Raw genomic sequence first — 24,540 nt, 5'->3', positions numbered from 1 at the left:
CGCCGCATTCGCGGCTAAAGCCGCTCCTACAGGAATTGCGCTTTACCTGTAGGAGCGGCTTTAGCCGCGAAGAGGCCGGTACAGCCAACCAAAGATGAAAGCCCTGCCTGCTGCCTTCGTCTACCATTGAAACCCATCCCCCCCTGCCCCATCTAAGCACCATAGTCATTCACGCAGGTGCCCCATGAGCGACCAGCAGGATTTCCCGGAACACCCCGACGAACACAGCGAAGTCGAACACACCACCACGCAGGCCGAAGCCGGCCATGCCCTCGCCCTGCCCGGCCAGCAGCTGCCGGACAAGGTCTATGTGATCCCGATCCACAACCGCCCGTTCTTCCCGGCCCAGGTACTGCCGGTCATCGTCAACGAAGAACCTTGGGCCGAAACCCTCGACCTGGTGGCCAAGTCGCCGGACCACTGCCTGGCACTGTTCTTCATGGACACCCCGCCAGAAGACCACCGCCACTTCGACACCGCCGCGCTGCCGCAGTACGGCACGCTGGTCAAGGTACACCATGCCAGCCGTGAAAACGGCAAGCTGCAGTTCGTCGCTCAGGGCCTGACCCGGGTACGCATCCGCACCTGGCTCAAGCACCACCGCCCGCCCTACCTGGTTGAAGTCGAATACCCGCGCCAGCCCGCCGAGCCCACCGACGAGGTCAAGGCCTACGGCATGGCGTTGATCAACGCGATCAAAGAGCTGCTGCCGCTCAACCCGTTGTACAGCGAAGAGCTGAAGAACTACCTCAATCGCTTCAGCCCCAACGACCCGTCGCCGCTCACCGACTTCGCCGCCGCGCTCACCTCGGCCACCGGCAACCAGTTGCAGGAAGTGCTCGACTGCGTACCCATGCTCAAACGCATGGAAAAGGTGCTGCCGATGCTGCGCAAAGAGGTGGAAGTCGCGCGCCTGCAGAACGAGATCTCGGCCGAGGTCAACCGGCAGATCGGCGAACACCAGCGCGAGTTCTTCCTCAAGGAACAGCTCAAGGTCATCCAGCAAGAGCTGGGCCTGACCAAGGACGACCGCAGTGCCGACCTCGAACAGTTCGAGCAGCGCCTGGAAGGCAAGACCCTGCCGCCCCAGGCACGCAAGCGCATCGACGAAGAGATGGGCAAGCTGGCCATTCTCGAAACCGGCTCACCCGAGTACGCCGTTACCCGCAACTACCTCGAATGGGCCACCGCCCTGCCATGGGGTGTTTACGGCAAGGACAAGCTCGACCTCAAGCATGCGCGCAAGGTCCTCGACCAATACCATGCCGGCCTCGACGACATCAAGGAACGCATCCTCGAATTCCTCGCCGTAGGGGCCTGGAAAGGCGAGATCAGCGGCTCGATCGTGCTGTTGGTCGGCCCGCCCGGGGTGGGCAAGACCAGCATCGGCAAGTCCATCGCCGAGTCGCTTGGCCGGCCGTTCTACCGCTTCAGCGTTGGCGGTATGCGTGACGAGGCCGAGATCAAGGGCCATCGCCGTACCTACATCGGCGCCCAGCCCGGCAAGCTGGTGCAAGCCCTGAAAGACGTCGAAGTGATGAATCCGGTGATCATGCTCGACGAAATCGACAAGATGGGCCAGAGCTACCAGGGCGACCCGGCTTCAGCGCTGCTGGAAACCCTCGACCCGGAGCAGAATGTCGACTTCCTCGACCACTACCTCGACCTGCGCCTGGACCTGTCCAAGGTGCTGTTCGTGTGCACTGCCAACACCCTCGACTCGATCCCCGGCCCACTGCTCGACCGCATGGAAGTGATCCGCCTGTCCGGCTATATCACCGAGGAAAAACTGGCCATCGCCAAACGCCACCTGTGGCCCAAGCAACTGGAAAAGGCCGGCGTGGCCAAGACCAGCCTCAGCATCAGCGACAGCGCCCTGCGTATGGTGATCGAAGGCTACGCTCGCGAAGCCGGCGTGCGCCAGCTGGAGAAGCAACTGGGCAAGCTGGTGCGCAAGGCCGTGGTCAAATTGCTGGAAGACCCTGAAGCCAAACTGAAGATCGGCACCAAGGACCTGGAGGCCGCGCTCGGCACGCCGGTGTTCCGCAGCGAGCAGGTACTGGCTGGCAAAGGCGTGATCACGGGCCTGGCCTGGACCAGCATGGGCGGCGCCACGCTGCCGATCGAGGCGACCCGCATCCACACACTCAACCGTGGCTTCAAGCTGACTGGCAAGCTGGGTGACGTGATGAAGGAGTCGGCCGAAATTGCCTACAGCTATGTCAGCTCCAACCTCAAGCAGTTTGGCGGTGACCCTGGCTTCTTCAACGAAGCGTTCATCCACCTGCATGTACCTGAAGGAGCTACACCCAAAGACGGCCCGAGCGCTGGCATCACCATGGCAAGTGCCCTGCTGTCGCTGGCCCGCGACCAGGCGCCGAAAAAAGGCGTGGCCATGACCGGCGAGCTGACCCTCACCGGCCAGGTGCTACCGATTGGTGGTGTGCGCGAGAAGGTGATTGCGGCGCGGCGGCAGAAAATCTTCGAGCTGATCTTGCCAGAGCCTAACCGAGGGGACTTCGAAGAACTGCCGGACTATTTGCGCGAAGGCCTGACGGTTCACTTCGCCAAGCGCTTTGCGGATGTGGCCAAGGTCCTGTTCTAACCTGCACCGGCCTCTTCGCGGCTTTAGCCGCGAGGAGGCCGGCACTGACAACACAAAACCCAACAGCATCGGTTATCCTCGGGCCATCGCCAGCCCCCGGAGCCAACATGACCGCCCCTCGTCTGCTCGTTCCCCTGAGCTTCGCCCTGCTTTCTGCCTGCGCCCAGCACCCCACACAGCCCGTCGAACTGGATGCCGAGAGTGAATGCCCAACACGGCTGCAGGTAGGCCAGGCACTCACCCTGAGCTTGCCCAGCAACCCGTCCACCGGCTATCGCTGGCGTGTCGAAAACCCAGCCTCAAGCATACTGCTCAGCCTCGGCCCGGAGGTGTACAGCGCCCCCGAAGAAGAAGACGTGGTCGGCAGCGCCGGTGTTTCCACCTGGCGCTTCCAGGCCAGCAACACCGGGGACGCCCAACTGGTGCTGGTCTACCAGCAGCCGTGGGCCGCAGACGTCGCCCCGGTGCAAACCTTCGACTGCAAGGTTATCGTCCGCTGAGCACGATCAACTGCGGTCATACGCCATCTGCACGACCTTCAGGTAGTCACAGAGGTCTTTCAGCGCGACCGTGGCAGCATCCAGCCCCATCGTCGCGCTGAGCTTCGCGGCCTGAGCCTGCCACTCCAGTTCCACCTTGCGCAGTTCGTGCAACCACTCGTTCTTGAGCGGCTCAAGGCCGGACAAGGCCTTGAGCGCCTCCTGCTCATCCTGAGCAGTTTGCAGCGCTCGCTGTAGGTGCCGCTGGTCGCCCAGCGCTTCCTCTATTTTTGCATCAAGCCGGGTGCGGACCTTGCTCAAGTCGCTGAACGTCTTGGCCCCCTCCAGTGCATCAGCATGCTTGGCCAACTTCCCGGTCATAACCTTCAACAGGCTGGCATCAACTTTCGGGTCCTTTATCAACCCTATCACCTGGTCGATTTCTTCATCACTCGGGATCAATCCCTTCAATGCACTGGCAACTGAAGGCCTCTCGAACAGCTCGATAGCTTGGCCGATATCTACACGCTGCTGACGCAACTGAGCCAACCGCAGATCGAATGCTGCCGCCTGATCCTGGAGGGTGACGATTCTCTTTTCCAACTCCGCCAACGGCTCTGCCAAAGCCGACAGCGAGAAGAGTTCCAATCGCAGATTCTGCCTGGCCAATAGCACATGAAGCTGGTCCAGACGGCTCAGCACACTGGCAAGCCTGTAGTGGGTATCCGTCCCCAGTTTGCTCGGAATGAAATCCCGGTCCTCCAGCAAAACGATACCGCCTATCAGGCTCTCCTTGAAGGCGCGCTCTACAGCCAACAACAGCGTGCGCAATTCTGTCAATTGCTCACGCGCCCCTGGCAGCACGTTCATATCCCAGCTTTCGATCAGGTGGAATACATGATCTTGCACCTTTTGCATCTGTACAAAATCAGGCAGGCTTGCATTCGCGTCAATAACATCCATGTCAAACATCCTCATACTCCTCGATCAGTTCATTGAACAACTCGGACAATGTATGGCAAATATTGCCTATCTTGCTCCACGGTTTGATAACTTCAGAAAAATCATGAACGAACGACTCAAGTTGAGTGATGCTGCTCAGCTCTTTGGCCTCGTTGACAGAGTTATTGGCGTAAGAGGCCAGAAACAACCAGACGTCTGCCAGGCGCTTGGTCGCTGCCGAGAGGTCCTTGCACCTGAACTGCAGGTCCCTGACCAATGTCGAAACGCGCTCGAAGTCGATCAAGGCGGGGGCCATCTTGCCCAGCGCATCCGCAAGCTCTTCACGCTGTCCGATCAACGCATTTTTGCTTGCCCGGATCTTTTCTGCCTTGTCACCGAATACACCACCGGTTATTACCAGACCGAGAGGACCCAGCAAGATACCTGTAAACGCGTAGCCCACATTGGTGTCATACTCAGACTTCAACTGATCGATCTGTACGTCCCATTGATCCAGTTGCTGGCGTTTTTTCAAAATTTCTTCATGGGAAACTTTCTCGTCGAAGTGCTTCAACAACCGCACCATTCGCGGCCTTAGTTCGCGCTTGATCTCGCTGTTAAACCAGTTGGCGCGTGCATCCACCTCATCGATTCGCCGCCGGGTGCCTTCAATCTCCCTGACGAGTTCGTTGATGCCAACTCCCAACACACTGGCGATCTGCACTTGTTCCTCTTCGCTCAGTTCCAAGGTGTATACATCATCGCCTTGTTCGGCCTTGCGCTGCTTGATCGCCACGAAAACATCGCTGCTTTCAAGATGTTCCAGCAGGCTGCCACCACGCTGTACCAGGCTTTCGGCGAACAGTTCTATTTCAGGCCCCAGTTGCTTGATGCTACGCTCCAGTATGTCCCATTCGTACACATGCCTGTGCAGCGCCGTATACAGTTCATGTACCATCGAAGCATCTAGGCCCAGTGTCGCATAATCGACTTCTCGTTCAATTTCGACTCGCGTACGGGGCAACTGATTCACGGTATTGGTGTAGCGCTTGATGGCCTTCAGATTATCAGCTGTCAACAGACTACCGACATGCTGTCCCCCCTCCAGTCGGTTCTCGATAAATGAAAAATAGCGTTCCGGCAACATTTTAACCCTGGACACCGGATCCAGCTCTTCCACGGTAACTTCATCCCGCCCACTCATGGCACTCATCACTTAATCAAAACCCCTTTTCAAGCCCAATGAACATGCGCTGAAAGTGTCCACCTTCCCCACGCTCAGTTCATTCACCTTGATAACTTAACGCTGTGGGAAAGTTCACTGCTCCCGGTCTGAACGCTCCGACCCTGAAGCATTGCCATGGCAAGATGCGCGGCCATTGGATAAAATGCGCCCCCGTTTCACCCTGTATCGAGCCTGCCGTGAGCAAACAACCCGACCGCCTCTTCTCCCAACCCCTGGAGCAGGTGCCTGATTTCGTCTTCAACGAGGACGTGGTGCGTGTGTTCCCGGACATGATCAAGCGCTCGGTGCCCGGATACCCGACCATCGTCGAGAACCTCGGTGTGCTGGCCGCGCGTTTCGCCCAGCCAAATACCGCGCTGTACGACCTGGGCGCATCGCTGGGCGCAGTCACCCAGTCGCTGCGCCGCCATGTACGCAGCGACGGCTGCCGGGTGATCGCAGTGGACAATTCCGCCGCCATGGTCGAGCGTTGCCGCCAGTACCTCACCGCCCAGGACTCGATGTTCCAGGAGCTGCTGCCGGTGCACGTGCTGGAGGCAGATATCCTTACCCTGCCCTTCGAGCCCGCCTCGGTAGTGGCGATGAACTTCACCCTGCAGTTCATCGCCCCCGACCAGCGTCTGGAACTGCTCGGCCGTATCCGCCAGGCACTGCTGCCCGGTGGCGCGCTGATCCTCTCGGAAAAGCTGCGGTTCGCCGATGAGCAAGAGCAGGACCTGCTCAATGAACTGCACCTGGACTTCAAGCGGGCCAATGGCTACAGCGAACTGGAAATCGCCCAGAAGCGCAGCGCCATTGAAAACGTGATGCGCCCCGATACCCTCGAAGCCCACCAGGAGCGCCTGCGCGCCGCCGGTTTCTCGAAAGTGGTGCCCTGGTTCCAATGCCTTAACTTCGCCTCGTTGATAGCCCTGCCATGATCGATCTGTCCCCCCTCGTCCGCCGCCTGGCGGGCACGCCCCTGGCTTCCTGGTCGCAAGGCCTGCAAGCGCAACTGGAAGCCAAGCTGGAGAAAGGCCACGGTGACCTCGACCGCTGGCGTGGTGCGCTCGATGCGCTGCCCGCCCTGCAACCCAGCGATATCGACCTGGTCAACGGGCTGCGTCTGGACTGCGACTGCGACGACGCCACCCGTGCGCAAATGCGCCAGGCACTGATGGACCTGTCGCCTTGGCGCAAAGGCCCGTTCGACCTGTTTGGCGTGCATGTGGACACCGAGTGGCATTCGGACTGGAAATGGTCACGCGTTGCGCCGCACCTGGACCTCAAAGGCAAGCGCGTGCTCGACGTGGGCTGCGGCAACGGCTACTACCAATGGCGCATGCTCGGTGCCGGGGCCGACATGGTGATTGGCGTCGACCCCAACTGGCTGTTCTTCTGCCAGTTCCAGGCCGTGCAGCAATACCTGCCGGAGCTGCCGGCGTGGCATTTGCCGTTCGCCCTGGAGGACCTTCCCGCCAGCCTGGAAGGTTTCGACACGGTGTTTTCCATGGGCGTGTTCTACCACCGCCGCTCCCCCATCGAACACTTGCTGGCGCTGAAAGACTGCCTGGTCAAAGGTGGCGAGCTAGTGCTGGAAACCCTGGTGATCGAAGGCGACGAAAACCAGGTACTGGTACCTGAAGACCGTTACGCGCAGATGCGCAACGTCTGGTACTTGCCATCGGTTCCGGCCCTGGAGCGCTGGTTGCGCCGTGCCGGTTTCAGCGAGGTGCGTTGCGTCGATGTAAGCGTGACCAGCGTCGAGGAACAGCGCAGTACCGAGTGGATGCGCTACCAGTCGCTGGGCGACTTCCTCGACCCGAACGACCACAGCAAGACCATCGAAGGCCTGCCGGCCCCACGCCGCGCCACCCTGCTGGCGCGCAAATAAAAAAGGCGCCCGGTTGGGCGCCTGAATACACCTGCGCCGAGGAGCTGTCGCGCGCAGGTGCTGTTACCTCAGTCCTTGGCCACCTCACGGGCCTTCTCTTGCGCCTTGCGCTCGCGTTCGGCAACGGCTTGTTGCTTGTCGCCGTGCAGGCGCTGCTGGTCTTCGCGGAACGCTTGCCAGAACTGCCTGGAACGCTCCGCACCGCCCTCGGCGTAAACACTGGCGCTGCCCAGGGCAAGGGTGGCCAACAGCAGGTATTTGGTCAGGTTCATCGTGGTTGCCTCGTGATAACCGATCAGACACGGCCATCCTAGTGAGGGGTAGCTAACAGCAAGGTGAGGCGAGGATTACAGTCCTGCAATCTGCGCAGAACAGACAGCCAGATAACCGCAGCATTACAAATCCGTTATCTGCGCCGCGATTGCTTTCTCATGCCGTAACATCCCGCCCCTTGACCCTGATGCCACTACAGGGTCGAGAATCGCCCCCTTTCATCACACCGAGCCCCTTCATGCGCCTACTGATCATCGAGGACGAACTGCGTACCGCCGATTACCTGCAACAGGGCCTGCGCGAAAACGGCTACGTGGTCGACTGCGCTCACACGGGCACCGACGGCCTGCACCTGGCCCGCCAGCAGCCGTACGACCTGGTCATCCTCGACGTCAACCTGCCAGAACTCGATGGCTGGACCGTGCTGCAGCGGCTGCGTGCCGAATCGGCTACGCGCATCATGATGCTCACCGCTCACGGCCGCCTCGCCGACCGGGTCAAAGGCCTGGACCTGGGTGCCGATGACTACTTGCTCAAGCCCTTCGAGTTCCCCGAGTTGCTGGCCCGCATCCGCAGCCTCCTGCGGCGCAACGACCAGCAACTGCAGCCCAGCACCCTGCGCGTCGCCGACCTGGAGCTGGACCCCGGCCGCCACCGCGCCTACCGCGCCGGGCAACGCATCGACCTGACCGCCAAGGAGTTCGCGCTGCTCCACCTGCTGATGCGTCAGACCGGCGAAGTGTTGTCGCGCACACAGATCATCTCGTTGGTCTGGGACATGAATTTCGACTGCGACACCAACGTGGTCGAGGTCTCGATCCGGCGCCTGCGGGCGAAGATAGACGACCCCTTCGACAACAAGCTCATCCACACCCTGCGTGGCGTAGGCTATGTACTTGAGGCGCGCTTTTGAAAAACCCCAGCCTGTCGCTGCGCCTGGGCCTGAGCGTCACACTGATGGGCGCCGCACTCGTGCTGCTGCTTGCCTGCCTGGCGGTGTTCGCTCTGGATCACGAACTGGACAACCGCGCACGCAAAGACCTGGCGCGCAAGATGCTGCAGGTCGAGCACAACCTGCGCGTTGACCTGCGTAGCGAGGACCTGGGCAGCCGCGCCCACCCCCTGCTCGACCTGGTAATGGGGCATGACAACCTCAGCCTCAGCGTAATGGCCCTGGAGGGCCGCCACCCGCACCTGCTCAGCCTCGGCCCGGCTTTGGAGTCGCAGGTGGGCGAATTGCACACCGATGCCCGCCTGAGCTTTCACGCCTGGCGCGACAGCAGCGGCAATCAGATCCTCACCGTGACCCGGCTGATGCGCCTGCGCGACAACACGCCGGTGAAGGTGATGATGTCGCTCAACCGCGCCGACGACAACGCCCTGCTGCAGGCTTACCTGCATTCCACTTTGCTCGCTCTGCCGCTGCTGCTGGTCTTGATTGGCGCGGGCGCCTGGTGGCTGATGCAACGCGGCCTGAAACCCCTGCGGCACTTCCGGCGCATTGCCGGGCAGGTATCGGCCCAGGACCTGCAGCATCGTTTGCCCGCCACTGGCTTGCCACAGGAGCTGGCAGAACTGGCCAGCAGCATCAACGTCATGCTCGATCGCCTCGATCAGGGCGTGAGCCAGTTGTCGCAGTTCTCCGACGATCTGGCCCATGAACTGCGTACGCCATTAAGCAATCTGATGGGCAAGGCGCAAGTGACCCTGGCCCGTGAGCGGGACAACGCCAACTACCGGGAAGTGCTGGAAGACAGCATCGAGGAACTGACGCGGCTCAACCGCATCATCAACGACATGTTGTTTCTCGCCCAGGTCAGCCAGCCTCAGGCGCAGATCGCGCTCAAGCCGATGGCATTGGCCGACGAGGCTGCAAGGGTGGTCGAGCTGTTTGCTTTCAGCGCCGAGGTGAAAACGATTGAATTGCGGGTTCAGGGCTGGGGTACGGCACTGGGTGACCGTTTGATGTTCCAGCGGGCGTTGTCGAACCTGCTGAGCAATGCGATACGGCATGGCCCTGAGGGTGACCCCATCGAACTGCGTATCGAACGCTCTGGCAGCGAAGTACGGCTATCTGTGGAGAACCAGGGGCCTGGCATCGCTGCCGAGCACCAGTCGCGGTTGTTCGAGCGGTTTTACCGGGTAGGATCGGGGCGCTCGCGGCTGGAGGGCGGGACCGGGTTGGGGTTGGCGATCGTGAAGTCGATCATGCAGTTGCATGGTGGGCAGGTTGAACTGATTAGCAGCCCCCCAGGGCCTACCCGCTTTACCCTGGTGTTTCCTGCCGAGTAATCTGCAGCCTGTACTGGCCGCTTCGCGTACCCGCGAAGTGACCAGCACAGGCGGCCCAAAAATCAGCGCGAAGCCGCCACGATCAACGCCTTCATCTCGGCAACGGCAGCCTTGAAGCCAACAAACAGCGCATGCGCCACCAGCGCATGGCCAATGTTCAGCTCATTGATACCCTTGATCGCCGCCACCGCCTCAACGTTGTGGTAATGCAGCCCGTGACCGGCATTGACGATCAGTCCCTGCCCCACGCCAAACGCCACGCCATCGACGATACGCTTGAGTTCCTCAGCCACTTCAGTCGGGGTTTCGGCATCGGCATAACGCCCGGTGTGCAGTTCGATGGCCGGTGCCCCCACGCGGCGTGAAGCCTCGATCTGCCGCTCGTCGGCATCGATGAACAGCGACACTTCGGCACCGGTGCGCGACAGGCGCTCCACGGCTGCCTTGATCCGCGCCTCTTGCCCGGCCACATCCAGGCCACCTTCGGTGGTCAGCTCCTGACGGGTTTCGGGGACCAGGCAAATGTGCGCCGGGCGGATCTTCTCGGCAAACGTCATCATCTCTTCGGTGACGCCCATCTCGAAGTTCATGCGCGTCTGCAGCACATCCTTGAGCAGCACCACGTCACGCTCCTGGATGTGCCGGCGGTCTTCGCGCAGGTGCACGGTGATGCCATCGGCGCCCGCCTCTTCGGCGTCCAGGGCAGCCTTGACCGGATCAGGGTAACGCGTGCCCCGGGCCTGGCGCAGGGTCGCCACGTGGTCGATGTTTACGCCAAGAAGCATGCGGTTGCTGTGAGTCACGAAAGGCTCTCCTGAAGATTGAGCCCCACAGCATACGTCGTGATCAGCGCTTGCGAAACAGTTCCCGGCTGACCAGCGGTTTTGCGCCCAGGTGAACGGCCAATGCCTGGCGCATCAGGCGTTTGGCGGCGAGCAAAGCGCCTGGGGCGTTCCAGTCAGCTTCTGCCAGGGCCATGAGCTCGGTGCCGCGAAACAGGCCGGGTTGCACCAGCTCGACCCGCTCCAGACCGGCATCCACGCGCAAGCGGTAAAGGCCGTCGGCCACGATGGGGTGGTCGTTGACGTCATGGTTCAAGGAAAACGCATAACCAAGCTCGTCCAGCAGCCGCCATTCGAACGAACGCAGCAGCGGCTCCAGCGGGCGCCCGGCGGCCAAGGCTTGCAGGGTCAATGTGTAATGCTCGAACAGGGCCGGGAACGGTGCTTCAGCCGGCAGCAGGCGCATGAGCAGCTCGTTGAGGTACAAGCCGCTGAACAGGGCATCACCGTGTAGCCAGGCCGCAATCCCGGCGCTGTCCATGCGACCGACATTCTTCAGCTCGCCACGCCCGCGCAGCTCCACCTCTAGCGGCACGAACGGCCGCACCAGGCTGCCGCCCTTGCCGCGCGCACGGCGCAGTACAGCGCGCATGCGGCCCTGCGGGGTGAAGAAGTCTACCAGCGCGCTGGTTTCCTTGTAGGCACGGCTGTGCAGCACATAGGCTGGCTGGCCGACGGGTTGTTCCATGGGCGATCACTCGTTCCCTGTAGCCAGGAATAACCGCATATTGGGGCTGCTGTGCAGCCCATCGCCGGCAAGCCAGCTCCCACAGGTACTGCACAAGCCTTGAAGTCGATGCGGTCGGTGTGGGAGCTGGCTTGCCGGCGATGGGCCGCACCGCGGCCCCAACAGTATTGCTTACAGGTCGCCGTAACCCAGCGAACGCAGGGCGCGCTCGTCGTCGGACCAGCCGCCTTTCACCTTGACCCACAGGTTGAGCATGACCTTGGAGTCGAACAGCACTTCCATGTCCTTGCGCGCCTCAGAGCCGATGCGCTTGATGCGCTCGCCCTTGTCGCCAATGATGATCTTCTTCTGGCCATCACGTTCAACCAGGATCAGCGCGTGGATGTGCAGCACATGGCCCTGCTGCTTGAATTCTTCAATTTCCACGGTGATCTGGTACGGCAGCTCCGCACCCAGCTGGCGCATGATCTTCTCGCGCACCAGTTCGGCGGCCAGGAAACGGCTGCTGCGGTCAGTGATCTGGTCTTCCGGGAAGAAGTGATCGTTTTCAGGCAAGTGCTTGGCGATCTGTGCTTCCAGCGCTTCGAGGTTGTGCCCCTGCTGCGCAGAGATCGGCATCACCTCGGCGTTCGGCAGTTGCTCCTGCAGCCACTGCAGGTGCGGAATCAACTCGGCCTTCTCTTCCATGCGGTCGGTCTTGTTGACCGCGATGATCAGCGGGCCAGTCACGTACTGCACACGCTCCAGCACCAGTTGGTCCTCGTCGGTCCACTTGGTGCGGTCGACCACGAAAATCACCACGTCGACGTCCTTCAGGGCTGCCGAGGCGTTGCGGTTCATGTAGCGGTTCAGGGCCTTGTCGTTGGCCTTGTGCATACCCGGGGTATCGACGTAGATTGCCTGCACGTCACCCTCGGTCTTGATGCCGAGCATGTTGTGGCGGGTGGTCTGCGGCTTGCGCGAGGTAATCGCCAGCTTCTGGCCGAGGATGTGGTTAAGCAGGGTCGACTTGCCGACGTTGGGGCGGCCGACAATGGCGACGTAGCCGCAGCGGGTCGGGTTGTTATCAGTCATTGCCATTCTCCACGCCCAGGGCGATCAGTGCAGACGCGGCAGCTACTTGCTCGGCAATACGCCGGCTAACGCCCTGACCACGGCTTTTGTTGTTCAGCAGCACCACTTCGCATTCGACGAAGAACGTGCGGCAGTGCGGTTCACCCTGGATATCCACCACTTCGTAGCGCGGCAGCTCACAGCTGCGCGACTGCAGAAACTCTTGCAGGCGGGTTTTCGGGTCCTTGTTGGTATCGACCAGGGTCAAGCCTTCGAACTCATCGGCAAGCCAGGCCAGGACGCGCTCCCGTGCGGTTTCCATATCGGCGTCCAGGTAGATGGCACCGATCAGTGCCTCCAGGGCGTCGGCCAGGATCGACTCGCGGCGAAAACCGCCGCTCTTGAGCTCACCCGAACCCAGGCGCAAGTATTCGCCCAGGTCGAAGCCACGGGCCAGCCGGGCCAGGGTTTCGCCCTTGACCAGCCGCGCACGCAGGCGCGACAGCTGGCCTTCACGGGCCTGCGGAAAACGCTCGAAAAGCGCTTCGCCGGCGACGAAGTTGAGAATGGCGTCACCGAGAAACTCCAGGCGCTCGTTGTTGCGCCCGGCATAGCTGCGATGGGTCAGCGCCAGGAGCATCTGGTCCTGGTTCTTGAAGGTATAACCGAGCTTTCGCTCCAGACGGGCAAGGGAAGCACTCATGCGGCCACCCGTTCGTTGTTCAACGCGTTGTTCAAATCAACATCCTGAAAGACTGTTTGGCTGTGGTTCGCCACGCGATGTGCGGCGAATCTCCCGATCCCTGAGAACACAGCCTATGTCAGAAATGCATTCGGCGCTGTCTGCTGGACAGCGCCGATGGGTATCAATGGATCAGGCCAACCCGCGACAGGTTGGGCAGGTGGCTGAGCTTGGGTTCTGGCCAGCTCATCCACACCGCAAAGGCCTTGCCGACGATGTTCCGGTCCGGAACCATGCCGTGCAGCTCCTTGGGAATGTTCGGGTCATCCCAGAAACGGCTGTCGTTGGAATTGTCGCGGTTGTCGCCCATCATGAAGTAATGGCCTGCCGGCACGGTCCATTGCTGGTCTGGCGGCATGCGATAACGGCTCATTTCCTTGCGGATCAGGTGTTCGGCCTCGCCGAGTTTTTCCTTGTACAGCTCGGCGCTGCCCAAGGTACCTGGCTCGGTGCCCACCAGTTGTTCGGCAATCGGCTGGCCGTTGACGAACAGCCGCTTGTCGTTGGTGTAGCGAACCACATCACCCGGCAAGCCAACCACACGCTTGATGTAGTTGACGTTCGGGTCGCTCGGGTAGCGGAACACCATTACATCACCGCGTTGCGGGTCACCGACCTCGATGACCTTCTTGTCGATCACCGGCAAACGAATACCGTACGAGAACTTGTTCACCAGGATGAAATCGCCCACTTCCAGGGTCGGTTTCATCGACCCCGAAGGGATCTGGAACGGCTCGACCAGGAACGAGCGCAGCACCAGCACGATGAACAGCACCGGAAAGAACGACTTGCCGTACTCGACCAGCAGCGGTTCCTTGTTCAGGCGCTCGACCACGGCCATCTCGGGCTGGCTGACGCTGCCCTGGTAGTTGGCGATTGCTGCGCGCCGGCGCGGGGCCAGGAACAGCAGGTCGATCAAGCCCAGCAGACCGCAGACGAAGACGGCGATGACTAGCAACAGCGGGAAATTTAGCGACATAGGACCTAGCTATCCAACCTGAGCACGGCGAGGAAGGCTTCTTGTGGAATCTCCACGTTGCCCACCTGTTTCATGCGTTTCTTACCGGCCTTCTGCTTCTCCAGCAGTTTCTTCTTACGGCTGACGTCACCGCCGTAGCACTTGGCCAGTACGTTCTTTCTGAGCGCCTTGACGGTTGTCCGCGCGATGATCTGGCCGCCGATAGCTGCCTGGATCGCCACGTCGAACATCTGCCGAGGGATCAGTTCCTTCATCTTTTCGGTCAACGCACGGCCTTTGTAGGCCGCGTTGTCGCGGTGCACGATCAATGCCAAAGCATCGACCTTGTCGCCGTTGATCAGTACATCCAGCTTGACCAGGTTGGCCGACTGGTAGCGGTCGAAATGATAGTCCAGCGAAGCATAGCCGCGGCTGGTGGACTTGAGGCGGTCGAAGAAGTCCAGTACCACTTCGTTCATCGGCATGTCGTAACGCACCTGAACCTGGCTGCCGAGGAACTGCATGTCGCGCTGCACGCCACGCTTCTCGATGCACAGGGTGATCACGTTACCCAGGTGCTCTTGCGGTACCAGAATGGTCGCGGTGACGATCGGCTCACGGAAGTCGGCCACAGCCGATACGTCTGGCAGCTTCGACGGGTTGTCGACAACGATGGTTTCGCCGGTTTTCAGCTCCAGCTCGTAGATCACGCTAGGTGCGGTGGTGATCAGGTCCAGGTCGTATTCGCGCTCCAGGCGCTCCTGGATGATCTCCATGTGCAGCATGCCAAGGAAGCCGCAACGGAAGCCGAAGCCCAAAGCGTCAGAGCTTTCCGGCATGTACTGCAGCGACGAGTCGTTCAGGGTCAGCTTCTGCAGGGCATCGCGGAAGTCTTCGAAGTCGTCGGAGCTGACCGGGAACAGGCCGGCGTATACCTGCGGCTGGATCTTCTTGAAGCCTGGCAGCACTTCGACCTCAGGGGTCGAGGACAGGGTCAGGGTGTCACCCACAGGGGCACCGTGAATGTCCTTGATGCTGGCGATGATGAAGCCTACTTCGCCGGCTTTCAGGTCTGCGGTCTGGGTGTGTTTCGGGGTGAATACACCCACGCTGTCGACCAGGTGCACCTTGCCGGTGGACTTGACCAGGATCTTGTCACCCTTCTTGACGCGGCCCTGGCGCACGCGCACCAGCGAGACCACGCCCAGGTAGTTGTCGAACCAGGAGTCGATGATCAGTGCTTGCAGCGGGGCATCGATCTCGCCCTCGGGTGCAGGAATGGAGTGCACCAGGCGCTCGAGCACCTCGTCCACGCCCATGCCGCTTTTGGCACTGCAGGCCACGGCGTCGGTAGCATCGATGCCGATGATCTTCTCGATCTCGTCCTTGACGCGGTCCGGGTCGGCCTGGGGCAGGTCCATCTTGTTCAGCACCGGCATGACCTCCAGGCCCTGCTCGATGGCGGTGTAGCAGTTGGCCACGGACTGGGCCTCTACGCCCTGGCCGGCGTCGACGACCAGCAGCGCACCTTCACAGGCCGCCAGCGAGCGCGAGACTTCATAGGTGAAGTCGACGTGGCCGGGGGTGTCGATGAAGTTCAGCTGGTAAGTCTTGCCGTCTTGCGCCTTGTAGTGAAGCGTGACGCTGTGGGCCTTGATGGTAATACCGCGTTCACGCTCCAGGTCCATGGAGTCAAGCACCTGGGCTTCCATTTCGCGTGCCGAGAGGCCACCGCACATCTGGATGAAACGGTCGGCCAGCGTCGACTTGCCATGGTCGATGTGGGCGATGATGGAGAAATTGCGGATATGACTCAAATCACTCACGGGTCAACACTCGAAAAGGCTGCGAGCCGGACGCCCGCCGAAAAATAGCCGGGAATTGTACCTCAAGCTGCCGGGATATGGGAGATTCCTCTGTCCGACTGTACACAGCAATCCACCGTCCAATTGTGAATAATCATGAAAAAGGGCAGCCGTAGCTGCCCTTTCTCCCTTGCCAGGCCGCTTATTCAGCGAGCTTGAAGGTGATGAAGCTGGCACGGCCCTGACGCAGCACGCGCATCGACACCGAACGGTTCTTCGGCAGCTCCTTGGCGATTTCGGTGAACTCTTTGGCCGAACCGATGGCCTGGTTGTTCAGGTGGCTGATGACATCACCCGGACGCAGGCCGATCAGCGCTGCCGGGCCATCCTGCACTTCCTTGATGACCACACCGCCTTTGAGCTCCAGGGATTTCTTCTGCTCGGCGGTCAGGTCGGCGACCGACACACCCAGACGGTTACTGCTGCGCTCTGCACTGCCATCGGCACCGGTGCCGATGTCGGCATCATCGTCCGGCAGCGCGCCGACGCTGATGTCCAGGGTCTGGCGCTTGCCGTTGCGGATGATTTCCAGCTTGGCCTTCTCGCCATCCTTGAGGCCGCCGACCAGGTGTGGCAGGTCGGCCGACATGACAATTGGCTGGCCGTTCATGCTCAGGATCACGTCGCCCACCTGCAGGCCGCCCTTGGCTGCCGGGCCGTTTTCCAGCACCTGGGCCACCAGGGCACCGGCCGGTTTGTCCAGGCCGAAGGATTCCGCCAGGTCCTTGTTGACCTCCTGGATGACCACGCCCAGCCAGCCGCGGCTGACCTTGCCGTCTTTCTTCAGCTGGTTGGACACATCGATCGCCACATCGATCGGGATGGCGAACGACAGGCCCATGAAGCCACCGGAGCGGGTGAAGATCTGCGAGTTGATACCCACCACTTCGCCCTTCATGTTGAACAGCGGGCCGCCGGAGTTGCCCGGGTTGATGGCCACGTCAGTCTGGATGAACGGTACATAGGTGTCGTTTGGCAAGGTACGACCCTTGGCGCTGACGATACCTTTGGTCACCGAATGGTCGAAGCCGAACGGCGAACCGATGGCCAATACCCATTCGCCCACCTTGAGCTTCTCGGAGTCACCCAGCTTGACCGTCGGCAGGTTCTTGCCTTCGACCTTGAGCAGGGCCACGTCGGTGCGCGGGTCGGTGCCGACCAGCTTGGCCTGCAGCTCGCTGCGGTCCGACAGACGGACGATGATCTCGTCGGCATCGGCCACCACATGGTTGTTGGTCAGCACGTAGCCATCGCTGGAAATGATGAAGCCCGAGCCCAGCGACTGCGCCTCGCGCTGGCGGTCACCACGCGGCGAACGCGGCTGCTGCGGCATGTTGCGCTCGAAGAACTCGCGGAACATCGGCGGCAGGCCTTCCAGGTCCGGCATCTGCCCGGCGGCGACGCGGTCGGGCAGCTTCTGCTTGGTACTGATGTTGACCACGGCCGGCGAGGCCTGCTCGACCAGGGTGGTGAAGTCCGGCAGGGCTTCCTCGGCCTGGGCGGTGAGCACCTGGCCAAGCATCAGCACGGCGGCGAACATCGTTAGGTAGGATTTCAAGCGTGGTATTGACATACGGCTCCCGTCACAACGAGCGGTAGTTTAGAAAGACCCCTGCACAAAGCAGGAAAGGCCAGGCTCCTGAAAGCCTGACCTATAGAAAATTTGCCGATGGATTGCAAATGACAATGCTTTAATTTCATTTCAGCCGTATGTCCGCCTGCCTTGGCACGGCCCGCAAACGCGCGCCATCACTGGCGCGCCTGGGCATCCTGAGGGCGCATCGACAAAGCGACGCGTTCTGCCGTACCGAGCGGAATTTCGCCCACCACGGTCACCATCACCTTGCCCTTTGGCGTATTCAGGCGACGCGAAACAGCCGAAGTCGGGCCGAGCTGGGTGCGCATGTCGGTGCCGCCGTCATCGTTCACCGGTTCAAGGAACACGGAAAAACGTGCGAGGCCATCGTCATACATGAGGCTACTGACCGAACTGTTGCGTTTGGGGTCGCGACGCACCGAACTGTTGACCAGTTCGAACCCGGGCGGCAGCCAGTCCGAGCGCCAGCCAGCAACGCTGTCATTGCTGACGGGCGCGCCATGCTGCACAGGCTTGCAGGCAGCGCTGGGGCGCAAGTCATCGTCGCCAGGCGGCTCGTCGGTATCGAGGCGTGTCATCTGGAAGCGCTCCAGCAACTGCCCTTTGTCGTTGAGCATCAACGAGCGCAGTGGCAGGCCGGTATTACGGTCCAGGTGCAGTTCGAAGGCATAGCGATGCTGGTCGCGGGGCGTGAGCGTCACGATCACGGCGTCGCGCCCGGCGACCCGTGACTTGCCCGCCACGCTCAAATCGTACCAGCCCATCAGTTTCAGCGGATCAAGCACACGCGGCGCGGTCTCAGGGGGTGCCGCAACACTGCTGACCAAGGCCCCACTGACACACTCCACCCTCCCATCCACGCGCACGATTTCCTGGGCGGCGCCATCGAGCTGCAGCAGCCGCTCGCTGACCTTGCCGTCCTCGACCCGGTGCCAGATATCGTGGGAAGAGAAGCTGCCGTTGCGTTCGTAGACGAAAGAACCTTGGTAGCTCTGCTTTTGCTCGGCCTGTGCCAGCTTGTTCAGCCACTCACTCGCCTGGGGCGAGGAGTTGGCCGCCAATGCTGGCACCATCATGCAGCTGCCAATCAGCAGCGACAGGAGAGGTAGCGCGCGCATGATCCTCCTTACTTAACGGTTTTCCAGGCTGGCGGCGCGGGCATAAGGCAATGCGGTTTCAGTGCCTTTGAGCGCAGATTCCTGGGCATGCTGGCGCAGGTAGCCTGGCAGACGCTGATCCCAGCCGGCCTGGTTCTGCAGCACGCCGTTGGCCATTGGCCCGGTCGGTTGCTCACTGCTCTCACTATAGCCTGCCAAAACGGCCGGGCCTTGTGCTTGTGGCACGCTCAGGCCTTGCTGGGCAGGCTGCTGGGCTGCAAGCTCGGCACCGGTGATTTCGTCCTGGTTGTACATGCGTACACCGGCAAGCACCGCAACGGTGACCGAAGCCGCTACAGCCAGGCGACCAATGCTGCGCCACGGGCCTTTCTTGACCTTGGCCGGCACCGCTTCGTCAGCCAGCGCAGCAGACACCGCCGAGGCGATATCCAGGTTAGGCAGCAGCAGCTCCTTGTGCATGGCTGCACGGGCAACCTGGTAACGCGACCAGGTGGCACGGGTTTCGGCATCGTCGACGGCGTTCAACACCCGACGCAATTCCAGTTCGTCCGCTTCGTTATCCATCACCGCGGACAGCGATTCCTGCAAAGCTTCACGACTCATGGCGGTTCCTCTCTTGGCTGTCGCCGCTGTCTCAGGTTTCCTGCAACAACGGCTGCAGGGCTTTGTCTATGGCCTCCCGAGCGCGGAAGATTCGAGAGCGCACGGTACCCACCGGACATTGCATGACACTGGCAATGTCTTCGTAACTCAGTCCGTCGAACTCGCGCAGGGTCAATGCCGTGCGCAGGTCTTCGGGCAGTTGCTGGATGGTGCGATGGACGGTGCCTTCGATTTCATCCCGCAACAACGAGCGCTCTGGGGACTCGAGATCCTTGAGGCCATGATCGCCGTCGTAAAACTCCGCATCCTCGGAGCTCACATCACTGTCTGGCGGCCGTCTTCCACGGGACACCAGGTAGTTCTTCGCCGTGTTGATGGCGATGCGGTACAGCCAGGTATAAAACGCACTGTCACCGCGAAAATTGCCAAGCGCACGGTAGGCCTTGATAAAGGCTTCCTGCGCCACATCCTGGGCCTCGTGGGTATCGTGAACGAACCGCACGATCAACCCGAGAATCTTGTGCTGATACTTCAGCACCAACAGATCGAACGCTCGCCTGTCACCGCGCTGAACGCGCTCGACAAGCTGCTGATCCTCTTCCTGGGTTAGCATGAACACTCCTCAGTGAACTCGAAGGAGCGTTGCAACAGCCATCGTTCAGGCTTGCAACCATAGACTCGGGCTTTACGCAAAAGTTCTCCCCTCCAAGCAAGTTTCCTGCAGCCCTTGGTCGGCTTGCACGGAAGACGCGGCGCGGTCACGGCCGGCTACGTCGATAATCAGGTTTCGAATACGCAGAGACAGCCCGGACAGGCCTGCCGCCCTGCGTCGCCGCGGCAAATTGTGGCGTGCGGGCAGCCTTCATAGGATTTCCGGCCATGTCGGAAAGTTCCCACAAAGGTTGCCGCAACCTGGCAAGTGGCATGGAAATTGGCCACCCCGGGCTGCTATAAAGGCATCCCGGCCAAGTTTAACGATAGTTTCACAATGCCATCTGCGCGTGACTATTGTGCCGCGCCCCTTCCAAAGATTACTAGTGTCCCGACATGAGCCAACAATTCCAACATGATGTCCTGGTGATCGGCAGCGGTGCCGCCGGTCTCAGCCTGGCACTTAACCTTCCCAGCCACCTGCGCGTTGCCGTGCTCAGCAAGGGCGACCTGGCCAACGGCTCGACCTTCTGGGCCCAGGGCGGGGTCGCTGCGGTGCTCGACAACACCGATACCGTGCAGTCGCATGTCGAGGACACCCTCAATGCCGGCGGCGGCCTGTGCAACGAAGAGGCGGTGCGCTTTACCGTCGAGCACAGCCGGGAAGCCATTCAATGGCTGATCGAGCAAGGCGTGCCCTTTACCCGCGACGAGCACTACAGCGTTGATGACGGCGGTTTCGAGTTCCATCTCACCCGTGAGGGGGGCCATAGCCACCGGCGCATCATCCACGCCGCAGATGCGACCGGCGCGGCCATTTTCACCACGCTGCTGGAACAGGCTCGCCTGCGCCCGAACATCCAGCTGCTGGAGCAGCGTGTAGCGGTCGATCTCATCACCGAACGCCGCCTGGGCCTGCCTGGCGAACGCTGCCTGGGCGCCTATGTGTTAAACCGCAATACCGGCGAGGTAGATACCTTCGGCGCACGCTTCACCGTACTGGCCACCGGTGGTGCGGCCAAGGTCTACCTCTATACCAGCAACCCCGATGGCGCTTGCGGTGACGGTATCGCCATGGCCTGGCGGGCGGGTTGCCGGGTGGCCAACCTTGAGTTCAACCAGTTCCACCCGACCTGCCTGTACCACCCGCAGGCCAAGAGCTTCCTGGTCACCGAAGCCCTGCGCGGCGAAGGCGCGCTGCTGCGCCTGCCCAACGGCGAACGTTTCATGCCGCGCTTCGACCCACGCGAAGAACTGGCCCCGCGCGACATCGTGGCCCGCGCCATCGACCATGAGATGAAGCGCCTGGGCGTGGACTGCGTCTACCTGGACATCACCCACAAGCCGGCCGATTTCATCAAGAGCCACTTCCCCACCGTGTACGAGCGCTGCCTGGCATTTGGCATCGACATCACCCGCCAGCCGATCCCGGTGGTACCCGCAGCGCACTACACCTGCGGCGGGGTGATGGTCGACGACCGTGGCCACACCGACGTGCCCGGCTTGTACGCGATTGGCGAAACCAGCTTCACCGGCCTGCACGGCGCCAACCGCATGGCCAGCAACTCATTGCTGGAATGCTTCGTCTACGGCCGCGCCGCCGCCGCCGACATCCAGGCCAACCTGGAGCAAGTGGCCATGCCCAAGGCCCTGCCGGGCTGGGACGCCAGCCAGGTGACCGACTCGGACGAGGACGTGATCATCGCGCACAACTGGGACGAACTGCGGCGTTTCATGTGGGACTATGTCGGCATCGTGCGCACCAGCAAACGCCTGCAACGCGCGCAGCATCGCATTCGCCTGCTGCTGGATGAAATTGACGAGTTCTACAGCAACTACAAGGTCAGCCGCGACCTGATCGAACTGCGCAACCTGGCGCAGGTGGCCGAGTTGATGATCCTGTCGGCCATGCAGCGCAAGGAAAGCCGTGGGCTGCATTACACCCTGGATTACCCGGGCATGCTGGACGAGGCCAAGGATACTATCCTCAGCCCGCTCTGAAATCGGCGTCACGGCCTTCGCGGGCTCGCCCGCGAAGAAGCCAACCCGGTCTGTAACTATGTGCGGGCCACTTCTGCCCACCTGCGCCTGCTGAACTTCAACCTTACCCGCAAGCGCCGATGCTCATCCGCCCCCAACGCATCGCGCGCTATGCACTGGCTCTCCTCCAACCACCGCCCTACCCGCTCAAAGCGCAACACCACCACCCCCGGCAGCGCCACGCTGTCCCGGCACAAGCGCACCGGCTGCCAGCCACGGGCACGGCTGAACACCTGCCAGCCGCGCACATCACGGCGCAAGCCAACAACGGCATGCTCATGCGTCAACAGGATACGTCGGGGAATGGCCCAGCCAGCGTGGGCAATACAGGCGGCGACAACAGAGAGGGCCAGCCACCCGGGCAGTGGGCTCGCCCACACGGCAAGCCACGCCAGTACCTGGCACACCAGATAGGCCGCTAGCAGCAGGCGTGAGCCTTGCCAGCGGCACTCGAAGCACTCACTTGGGCTGGACACGGTCCAGAATGATGCGAACCATGCGCTGCAGCTCCGGGTCTTCAGACTCGGTGCGCTCCATGAACCAGCCGAACATGTCCTGATCCTCGCAGCTCAACAGACGCACGTACAGTTCGCGGTCGGTCTCGTTGAGGGTGGGGTAGACTTCCTGGGTGAAAGGCACCAGCAGCACGTCCAGTTCCAGCATGCCACGGCGGCTGTGCCAGAAAAGCCGGTTGAGTTCAGTTTGTTCGACCATGGGGCCCTCCTCGAATGGCCCGCCAGTATACAGCCAGGCACGCGAAGCGACACCGGGCGTTGGTCTAGTCACCTACCTATTTTGTTACCGGCGTTCTATGATGGCCGCCAGTCTTTAGCCACCGCGATGACCCATGGCCGATTCCGCTTTCTTCTGCCCCCTGTCCCACGAGGGCATCCTCGCCGTCCGCGGCTCCGATGCAGGCAAGTTCCTGCAAGGCCAGCTGACTTGCAACATCAACTACCTCAGCCAGGAACACGCCAGCCTCGGCGCCCGCTGCATGGTCAAGGGGCGCATGCAGTCCAGCTTCCGCATCCTGCCCGAAGGCAACGGCTACCTGCTGGCCATGGCCAGTGAACTGCTCGATGCGCAACTGGCCGACCTGAAGAAGTACGCCGTGTTCTCCAAGGCCACGCTGACCGACGAAAGCGCCGTCTGGGCACGCTTTGGCCTGCAAGGTGGTGACGCTGCGCTGCAGGCGCTAGGGCTCGACGTGCCCGCAGCTGCCGGCAGCACCGTGCGCCATGAGGGCCTGATTGCCATTGCCGTTTCTGCAGGCCGCGTAGAACTGTGGGTGCCGGCAGACAACGCCGATACCGTGCGCCAGGCCCTCGTCGGCGCCCTGCCCGAGGGCAGTCTCAACGACTGGCTGCTTGGGCAGGTTCGCGCCGGTATCGGCCAGGTCATGGGGCCGACCCGTGAGCTGTTCATCCCGCAGATGATCAACCTGCAAGCCGTCGATGGTGTCAGCTTCAAGAAAGGCTGCTACACCGGCCAGGAAATCGTCGCCCGCATGCAGTACCTGGGCAAGCTCAAGCGTCGCCAGTACCGCCTGGCACTGGACCAGCAGGCCATTCCGGCCCCGGGTGCCGAGATATTCTCGCCCACCCATGGTTCGTCGGTCGGTGAAGTGGTCATTGCTGCTGGCAACGGTGCAGGCTGTGAACTGCTTGCGGTGCTCAGCGCCGAGGCAGTGGAAGACGACAACCTGCACCTGGGCAGCCTGGAAGGCCCGCGCCTGCAAGTGCTGACCCTGCCTTACGAACTGGACCGCGACCGGGAAATCCAGCGCTGACCAGCCTGCCCCGCCGCTGTGGCGGGGCCGCACCACCACTGCGGTAGACACGCCCATGAACAAGCTGGCCGAGATGGTTCAAGCACAGTTGCTCGATGCCATCGAAAAGGATGACCTGGTCCTGCCGACCCTGCCCGAGGTTGCCTTGAGCATCCGTGAGGCTGCGGAAGACAGCGAGATCAGCGTAGCGGCCCTGAGCAAGGTGATCGGTCGCGACGCGGCCCTTTCAGCGCGCCTGATCAAGGTCGTCAACAGCCCGCTGCTGCGTGCAGCGGTCGAGGTCACCGACCTGCACACTGCCATCACGCGGTTGGGTATCAATTACAGCTGCAACCTGGCCATTGGCCTGGTGATCGAGCAGATTTTCCATGCCCGCGCGCCGGCCGTTGAACAAAAACTGCGCGACATCTGGGCCAATAGCCTGGAAGTTGCGGGTATCAGCTACGAAATCTGCAGGCGCTACACGCACCTCAAGCCCGACCAGGCTACCTTGGGTGGGCTGGTCAACCAGATTGGCGCACTGCCGGTACTCATCTACGCCGAAGAGCACAACGAACTGCTGTCCGACCCGGTTTGCCTGCATTACGTGATCGAGCAGATCCAGCCGGTGCTGGGGGACAAGATCCTCAAGGCCTGGGAGTTTCCGGAGCAACTGGTCAACCTGCCCAGCCAGGTTCAGGACCTGGACCGGCAGACTGACAAGGTCGATTACATCGATATCGTGCAGATCGCCCGCTGCATCAGCCAGCGCGGGCGCCATCGGCCATTGGCGGCGCTGCCGGCATACCGCCACCTGGGGTTGCCGTTTGGTACTGAACTGGAAGTGGATGAGCTGCTTGAAGCGCGGAGCATGTTGCGCTGACTTGCTTCAGCCTGTTCTGGCC

Annotated in this window: 24 protein-coding genes; 9 read left to right on the top strand and 15 right to left on the bottom strand. The window is 61.6% G+C overall.

Features of this window, described 5'->3' with window-relative positions; genetic code table 11:
- Positions 1-184: 184 nt before the first annotated feature.
- Together lon and A0O30_RS05470 are read left to right on the top strand one after the other, a co-directional pair.
- The gene (gene lon, locus A0O30_RS05475) at positions 185-2,605 is read left to right on the top strand and encodes an endopeptidase La (protein ID WP_105945824.1); all 2,421 of its coding nucleotides are present in this window, start codon (positions 185-187) and stop codon (positions 2,603-2,605) included.
- Between the two features lie 107 nt (positions 2,606-2,712).
- Positions 2,713-3,105, top strand: a complete 393-nt coding sequence (locus tag A0O30_RS05470) for a protease inhibitor I42 family protein (protein WP_105945823.1) — start codon at positions 2,713-2,715, stop codon at positions 3,103-3,105.
- A 6-nt stretch (positions 3,106-3,111) separates the two neighbouring features.
- On the opposite strand, the gene A0O30_RS05465 is transcribed toward A0O30_RS05470, so the two are convergent.
- Both A0O30_RS05465 and A0O30_RS05460 read right to left on the bottom strand, forming a co-directional pair.
- The gene (locus A0O30_RS05465) at positions 3,112-4,047 is read right to left on the bottom strand and encodes an alpha-xenorhabdolysin family binary toxin subunit B (protein ID WP_105945889.1); all 936 of its coding nucleotides are present in this window, start codon (positions 4,045-4,047) and stop codon (positions 3,112-3,114) included.
- A gap of 1 nt (position 4,048) precedes the next feature.
- Positions 4,049-5,239, bottom strand: a complete 1,191-nt coding sequence (locus tag A0O30_RS05460) for an alpha-xenorhabdolysin family binary toxin subunit A (RefSeq protein WP_105945822.1) — start codon at positions 5,237-5,239, stop codon at positions 4,049-4,051.
- Between the two features lie 209 nt (positions 5,240-5,448).
- Here A0O30_RS05460 and cmoA point away from each other — a divergent pair, with 209 nt between their 5' ends.
- Positions 5,449-6,192: a carboxy-S-adenosyl-L-methionine synthase CmoA gene (gene cmoA / locus A0O30_RS05455; RefSeq protein ID WP_019097224.1), complete on the top strand. Its 744-nt coding sequence runs from the start codon at positions 5,449-5,451 to the stop codon at positions 6,190-6,192.
- Entirely contained in the window at positions 6,189-7,145 is a 957-nt protein-coding gene (gene cmoB / locus A0O30_RS05450; RefSeq protein WP_105945821.1) for a tRNA 5-methoxyuridine(34)/uridine 5-oxyacetic acid(34) synthase CmoB, read from the top strand. The genes cmoA and cmoB overlap by 4 nt, the downstream gene beginning before the upstream one ends.
- 68 nt (positions 7,146-7,213) lie before the next feature.
- Here cmoB and A0O30_RS05445 read toward each other — a convergent pair whose 3' ends face one another.
- Entirely contained in the window at positions 7,214-7,417 is a 204-nt protein-coding gene (locus A0O30_RS05445) for a hypothetical protein (protein ID WP_009684756.1), read from the bottom strand.
- A gap of 239 nt (positions 7,418-7,656) precedes the next feature.
- Here A0O30_RS05445 and A0O30_RS05440 point away from each other — a divergent pair, with 239 nt between their 5' ends.
- The gene (locus A0O30_RS05440; RefSeq protein ID WP_003258489.1) at positions 7,657-8,331 is read left to right on the top strand and encodes a heavy metal response regulator transcription factor; all 675 of its coding nucleotides are present in this window, start codon (positions 7,657-7,659) and stop codon (positions 8,329-8,331) included.
- A complete protein-coding gene (locus A0O30_RS05435; protein ID WP_105945820.1) occupies positions 8,328-9,710 on the top strand; it encodes a heavy metal sensor histidine kinase in 1,383 nt (460 codons plus the stop codon). The genes A0O30_RS05440 and A0O30_RS05435 overlap by 4 nt, the downstream gene beginning before the upstream one ends.
- Before the next feature lie 62 nt (positions 9,711-9,772).
- Here the strand turns inward: A0O30_RS05435 and pdxJ are convergent, their stop codons facing one another.
- The 10 genes from pdxJ to rpoE all read right to left on the bottom strand — a co-directional run bounded on the left by pdxJ (position 9,773) and on the right by rpoE (position 19,789).
- Complete coding sequence (pdxJ, locus tag A0O30_RS05430; protein WP_371920892.1) at positions 9,773-10,495, bottom strand: pyridoxine 5'-phosphate synthase; 723 nt, start codon at positions 10,493-10,495, stop codon at positions 9,773-9,775.
- 61 nt (positions 10,496-10,556) lie between these two features.
- Positions 10,557-11,240, bottom strand: coding sequence for a DNA repair protein RecO (recO, locus tag A0O30_RS05425; protein WP_060497921.1), 684 nt, complete (start codon positions 11,238-11,240; stop codon positions 10,557-10,559).
- Between the two features lie 171 nt (positions 11,241-11,411).
- Positions 11,412-12,314, bottom strand: a complete 903-nt coding sequence (gene era, locus A0O30_RS05420; protein ID WP_016498176.1) for a GTPase Era — start codon at positions 12,312-12,314, stop codon at positions 11,412-11,414.
- Complete coding sequence (gene rnc / locus A0O30_RS05415) at positions 12,307-12,996, bottom strand: ribonuclease III (protein WP_016713699.1); 690 nt, start codon at positions 12,994-12,996, stop codon at positions 12,307-12,309. The genes era and rnc overlap by 8 nt, the downstream gene beginning before the upstream one ends.
- 163 nt (positions 12,997-13,159) lie before the next feature.
- Entirely contained in the window at positions 13,160-14,014 is an 855-nt protein-coding gene (gene lepB / locus A0O30_RS05410; RefSeq protein ID WP_016713698.1) for a signal peptidase I, read from the bottom strand.
- Positions 14,015-14,019: 5 nt separating this feature from the next.
- Positions 14,020-15,819 carry a translation elongation factor 4 gene (gene lepA, locus A0O30_RS05405; protein WP_025754588.1) on the bottom strand — a complete coding sequence of 600 codons (1,800 nt, stop codon included), beginning with the start codon at positions 15,817-15,819 and terminating at the stop codon, positions 14,020-14,022.
- Between the two features lie 181 nt (positions 15,820-16,000).
- Entirely contained in the window at positions 16,001-17,398 is a 1,398-nt protein-coding gene (locus A0O30_RS05400; protein WP_371920893.1) for a DegQ family serine endoprotease, read from the bottom strand.
- 209 nt (positions 17,399-17,607) lie between these two features.
- Positions 17,608-18,573: a MucB/RseB C-terminal domain-containing protein gene (locus tag A0O30_RS05395; protein WP_105945817.1), complete on the bottom strand. Its 966-nt coding sequence runs from the start codon at positions 18,571-18,573 to the stop codon at positions 17,608-17,610.
- Between the two features lie 12 nt (positions 18,574-18,585).
- Entirely contained in the window at positions 18,586-19,176 is a 591-nt protein-coding gene (locus A0O30_RS05390; RefSeq protein WP_015271600.1) for a sigma-E factor negative regulatory protein, read from the bottom strand.
- A gap of 31 nt (positions 19,177-19,207) precedes the next feature.
- Positions 19,208-19,789: an RNA polymerase sigma factor RpoE gene (gene rpoE / locus A0O30_RS05385; protein WP_003252049.1), complete on the bottom strand. Its 582-nt coding sequence runs from the start codon at positions 19,787-19,789 to the stop codon at positions 19,208-19,210.
- A 434-nt stretch (positions 19,790-20,223) separates the two neighbouring features.
- On the opposite strand from rpoE, the gene nadB reads away from it, so the two are divergent.
- Positions 20,224-21,828, top strand: a complete 1,605-nt coding sequence (nadB, locus tag A0O30_RS05380) for an L-aspartate oxidase (protein WP_105945816.1) — start codon at positions 20,224-20,226, stop codon at positions 21,826-21,828.
- 56 nt (positions 21,829-21,884) lie between these two features.
- Here nadB and A0O30_RS05375 read toward each other — a convergent pair whose 3' ends face one another.
- Both A0O30_RS05375 and A0O30_RS05370 read right to left on the bottom strand, forming a co-directional pair.
- Positions 21,885-22,343, bottom strand: a complete 459-nt coding sequence (locus A0O30_RS05375) for a protein YgfX (protein WP_105945815.1) — start codon at positions 22,341-22,343, stop codon at positions 21,885-21,887.
- Positions 22,327-22,581, bottom strand: a complete 255-nt coding sequence (locus A0O30_RS05370) for a succinate dehydrogenase assembly factor 2 (RefSeq protein ID WP_003252043.1) — start codon at positions 22,579-22,581, stop codon at positions 22,327-22,329. Before A0O30_RS05370 ends, A0O30_RS05375 begins: the two co-directional genes overlap by 17 nt.
- Positions 22,582-22,714: 133 nt before the next feature.
- Between A0O30_RS05370 and A0O30_RS05365 the strand changes: the two genes are divergently transcribed.
- A complete protein-coding gene (locus tag A0O30_RS05365; protein WP_105945814.1) occupies positions 22,715-23,656 on the top strand; it encodes a folate-binding protein YgfZ in 942 nt (313 codons plus the stop codon).
- Between the two features lie 55 nt (positions 23,657-23,711).
- On the top strand, positions 23,712-24,518 hold the full coding sequence (locus tag A0O30_RS05360) for an HDOD domain-containing protein (RefSeq protein WP_105945813.1): 807 nt from the start codon (positions 23,712-23,714) through the stop codon (positions 24,516-24,518).
- Positions 24,519-24,540 lie beyond the last annotated feature (22 nt).

The sequence above is a fragment of the Pseudomonas sp. LLC-1 genome (assembly GCF_002992185.1).
GTDB classification, from domain to species: domain Bacteria; phylum Pseudomonadota; class Gammaproteobacteria; order Pseudomonadales; family Pseudomonadaceae; genus Aquipseudomonas; species Aquipseudomonas monteilii.
Note: the sequence above shows the minus strand (reverse complement) of the source record. Positions and strands in the feature narration are given on the sequence as shown.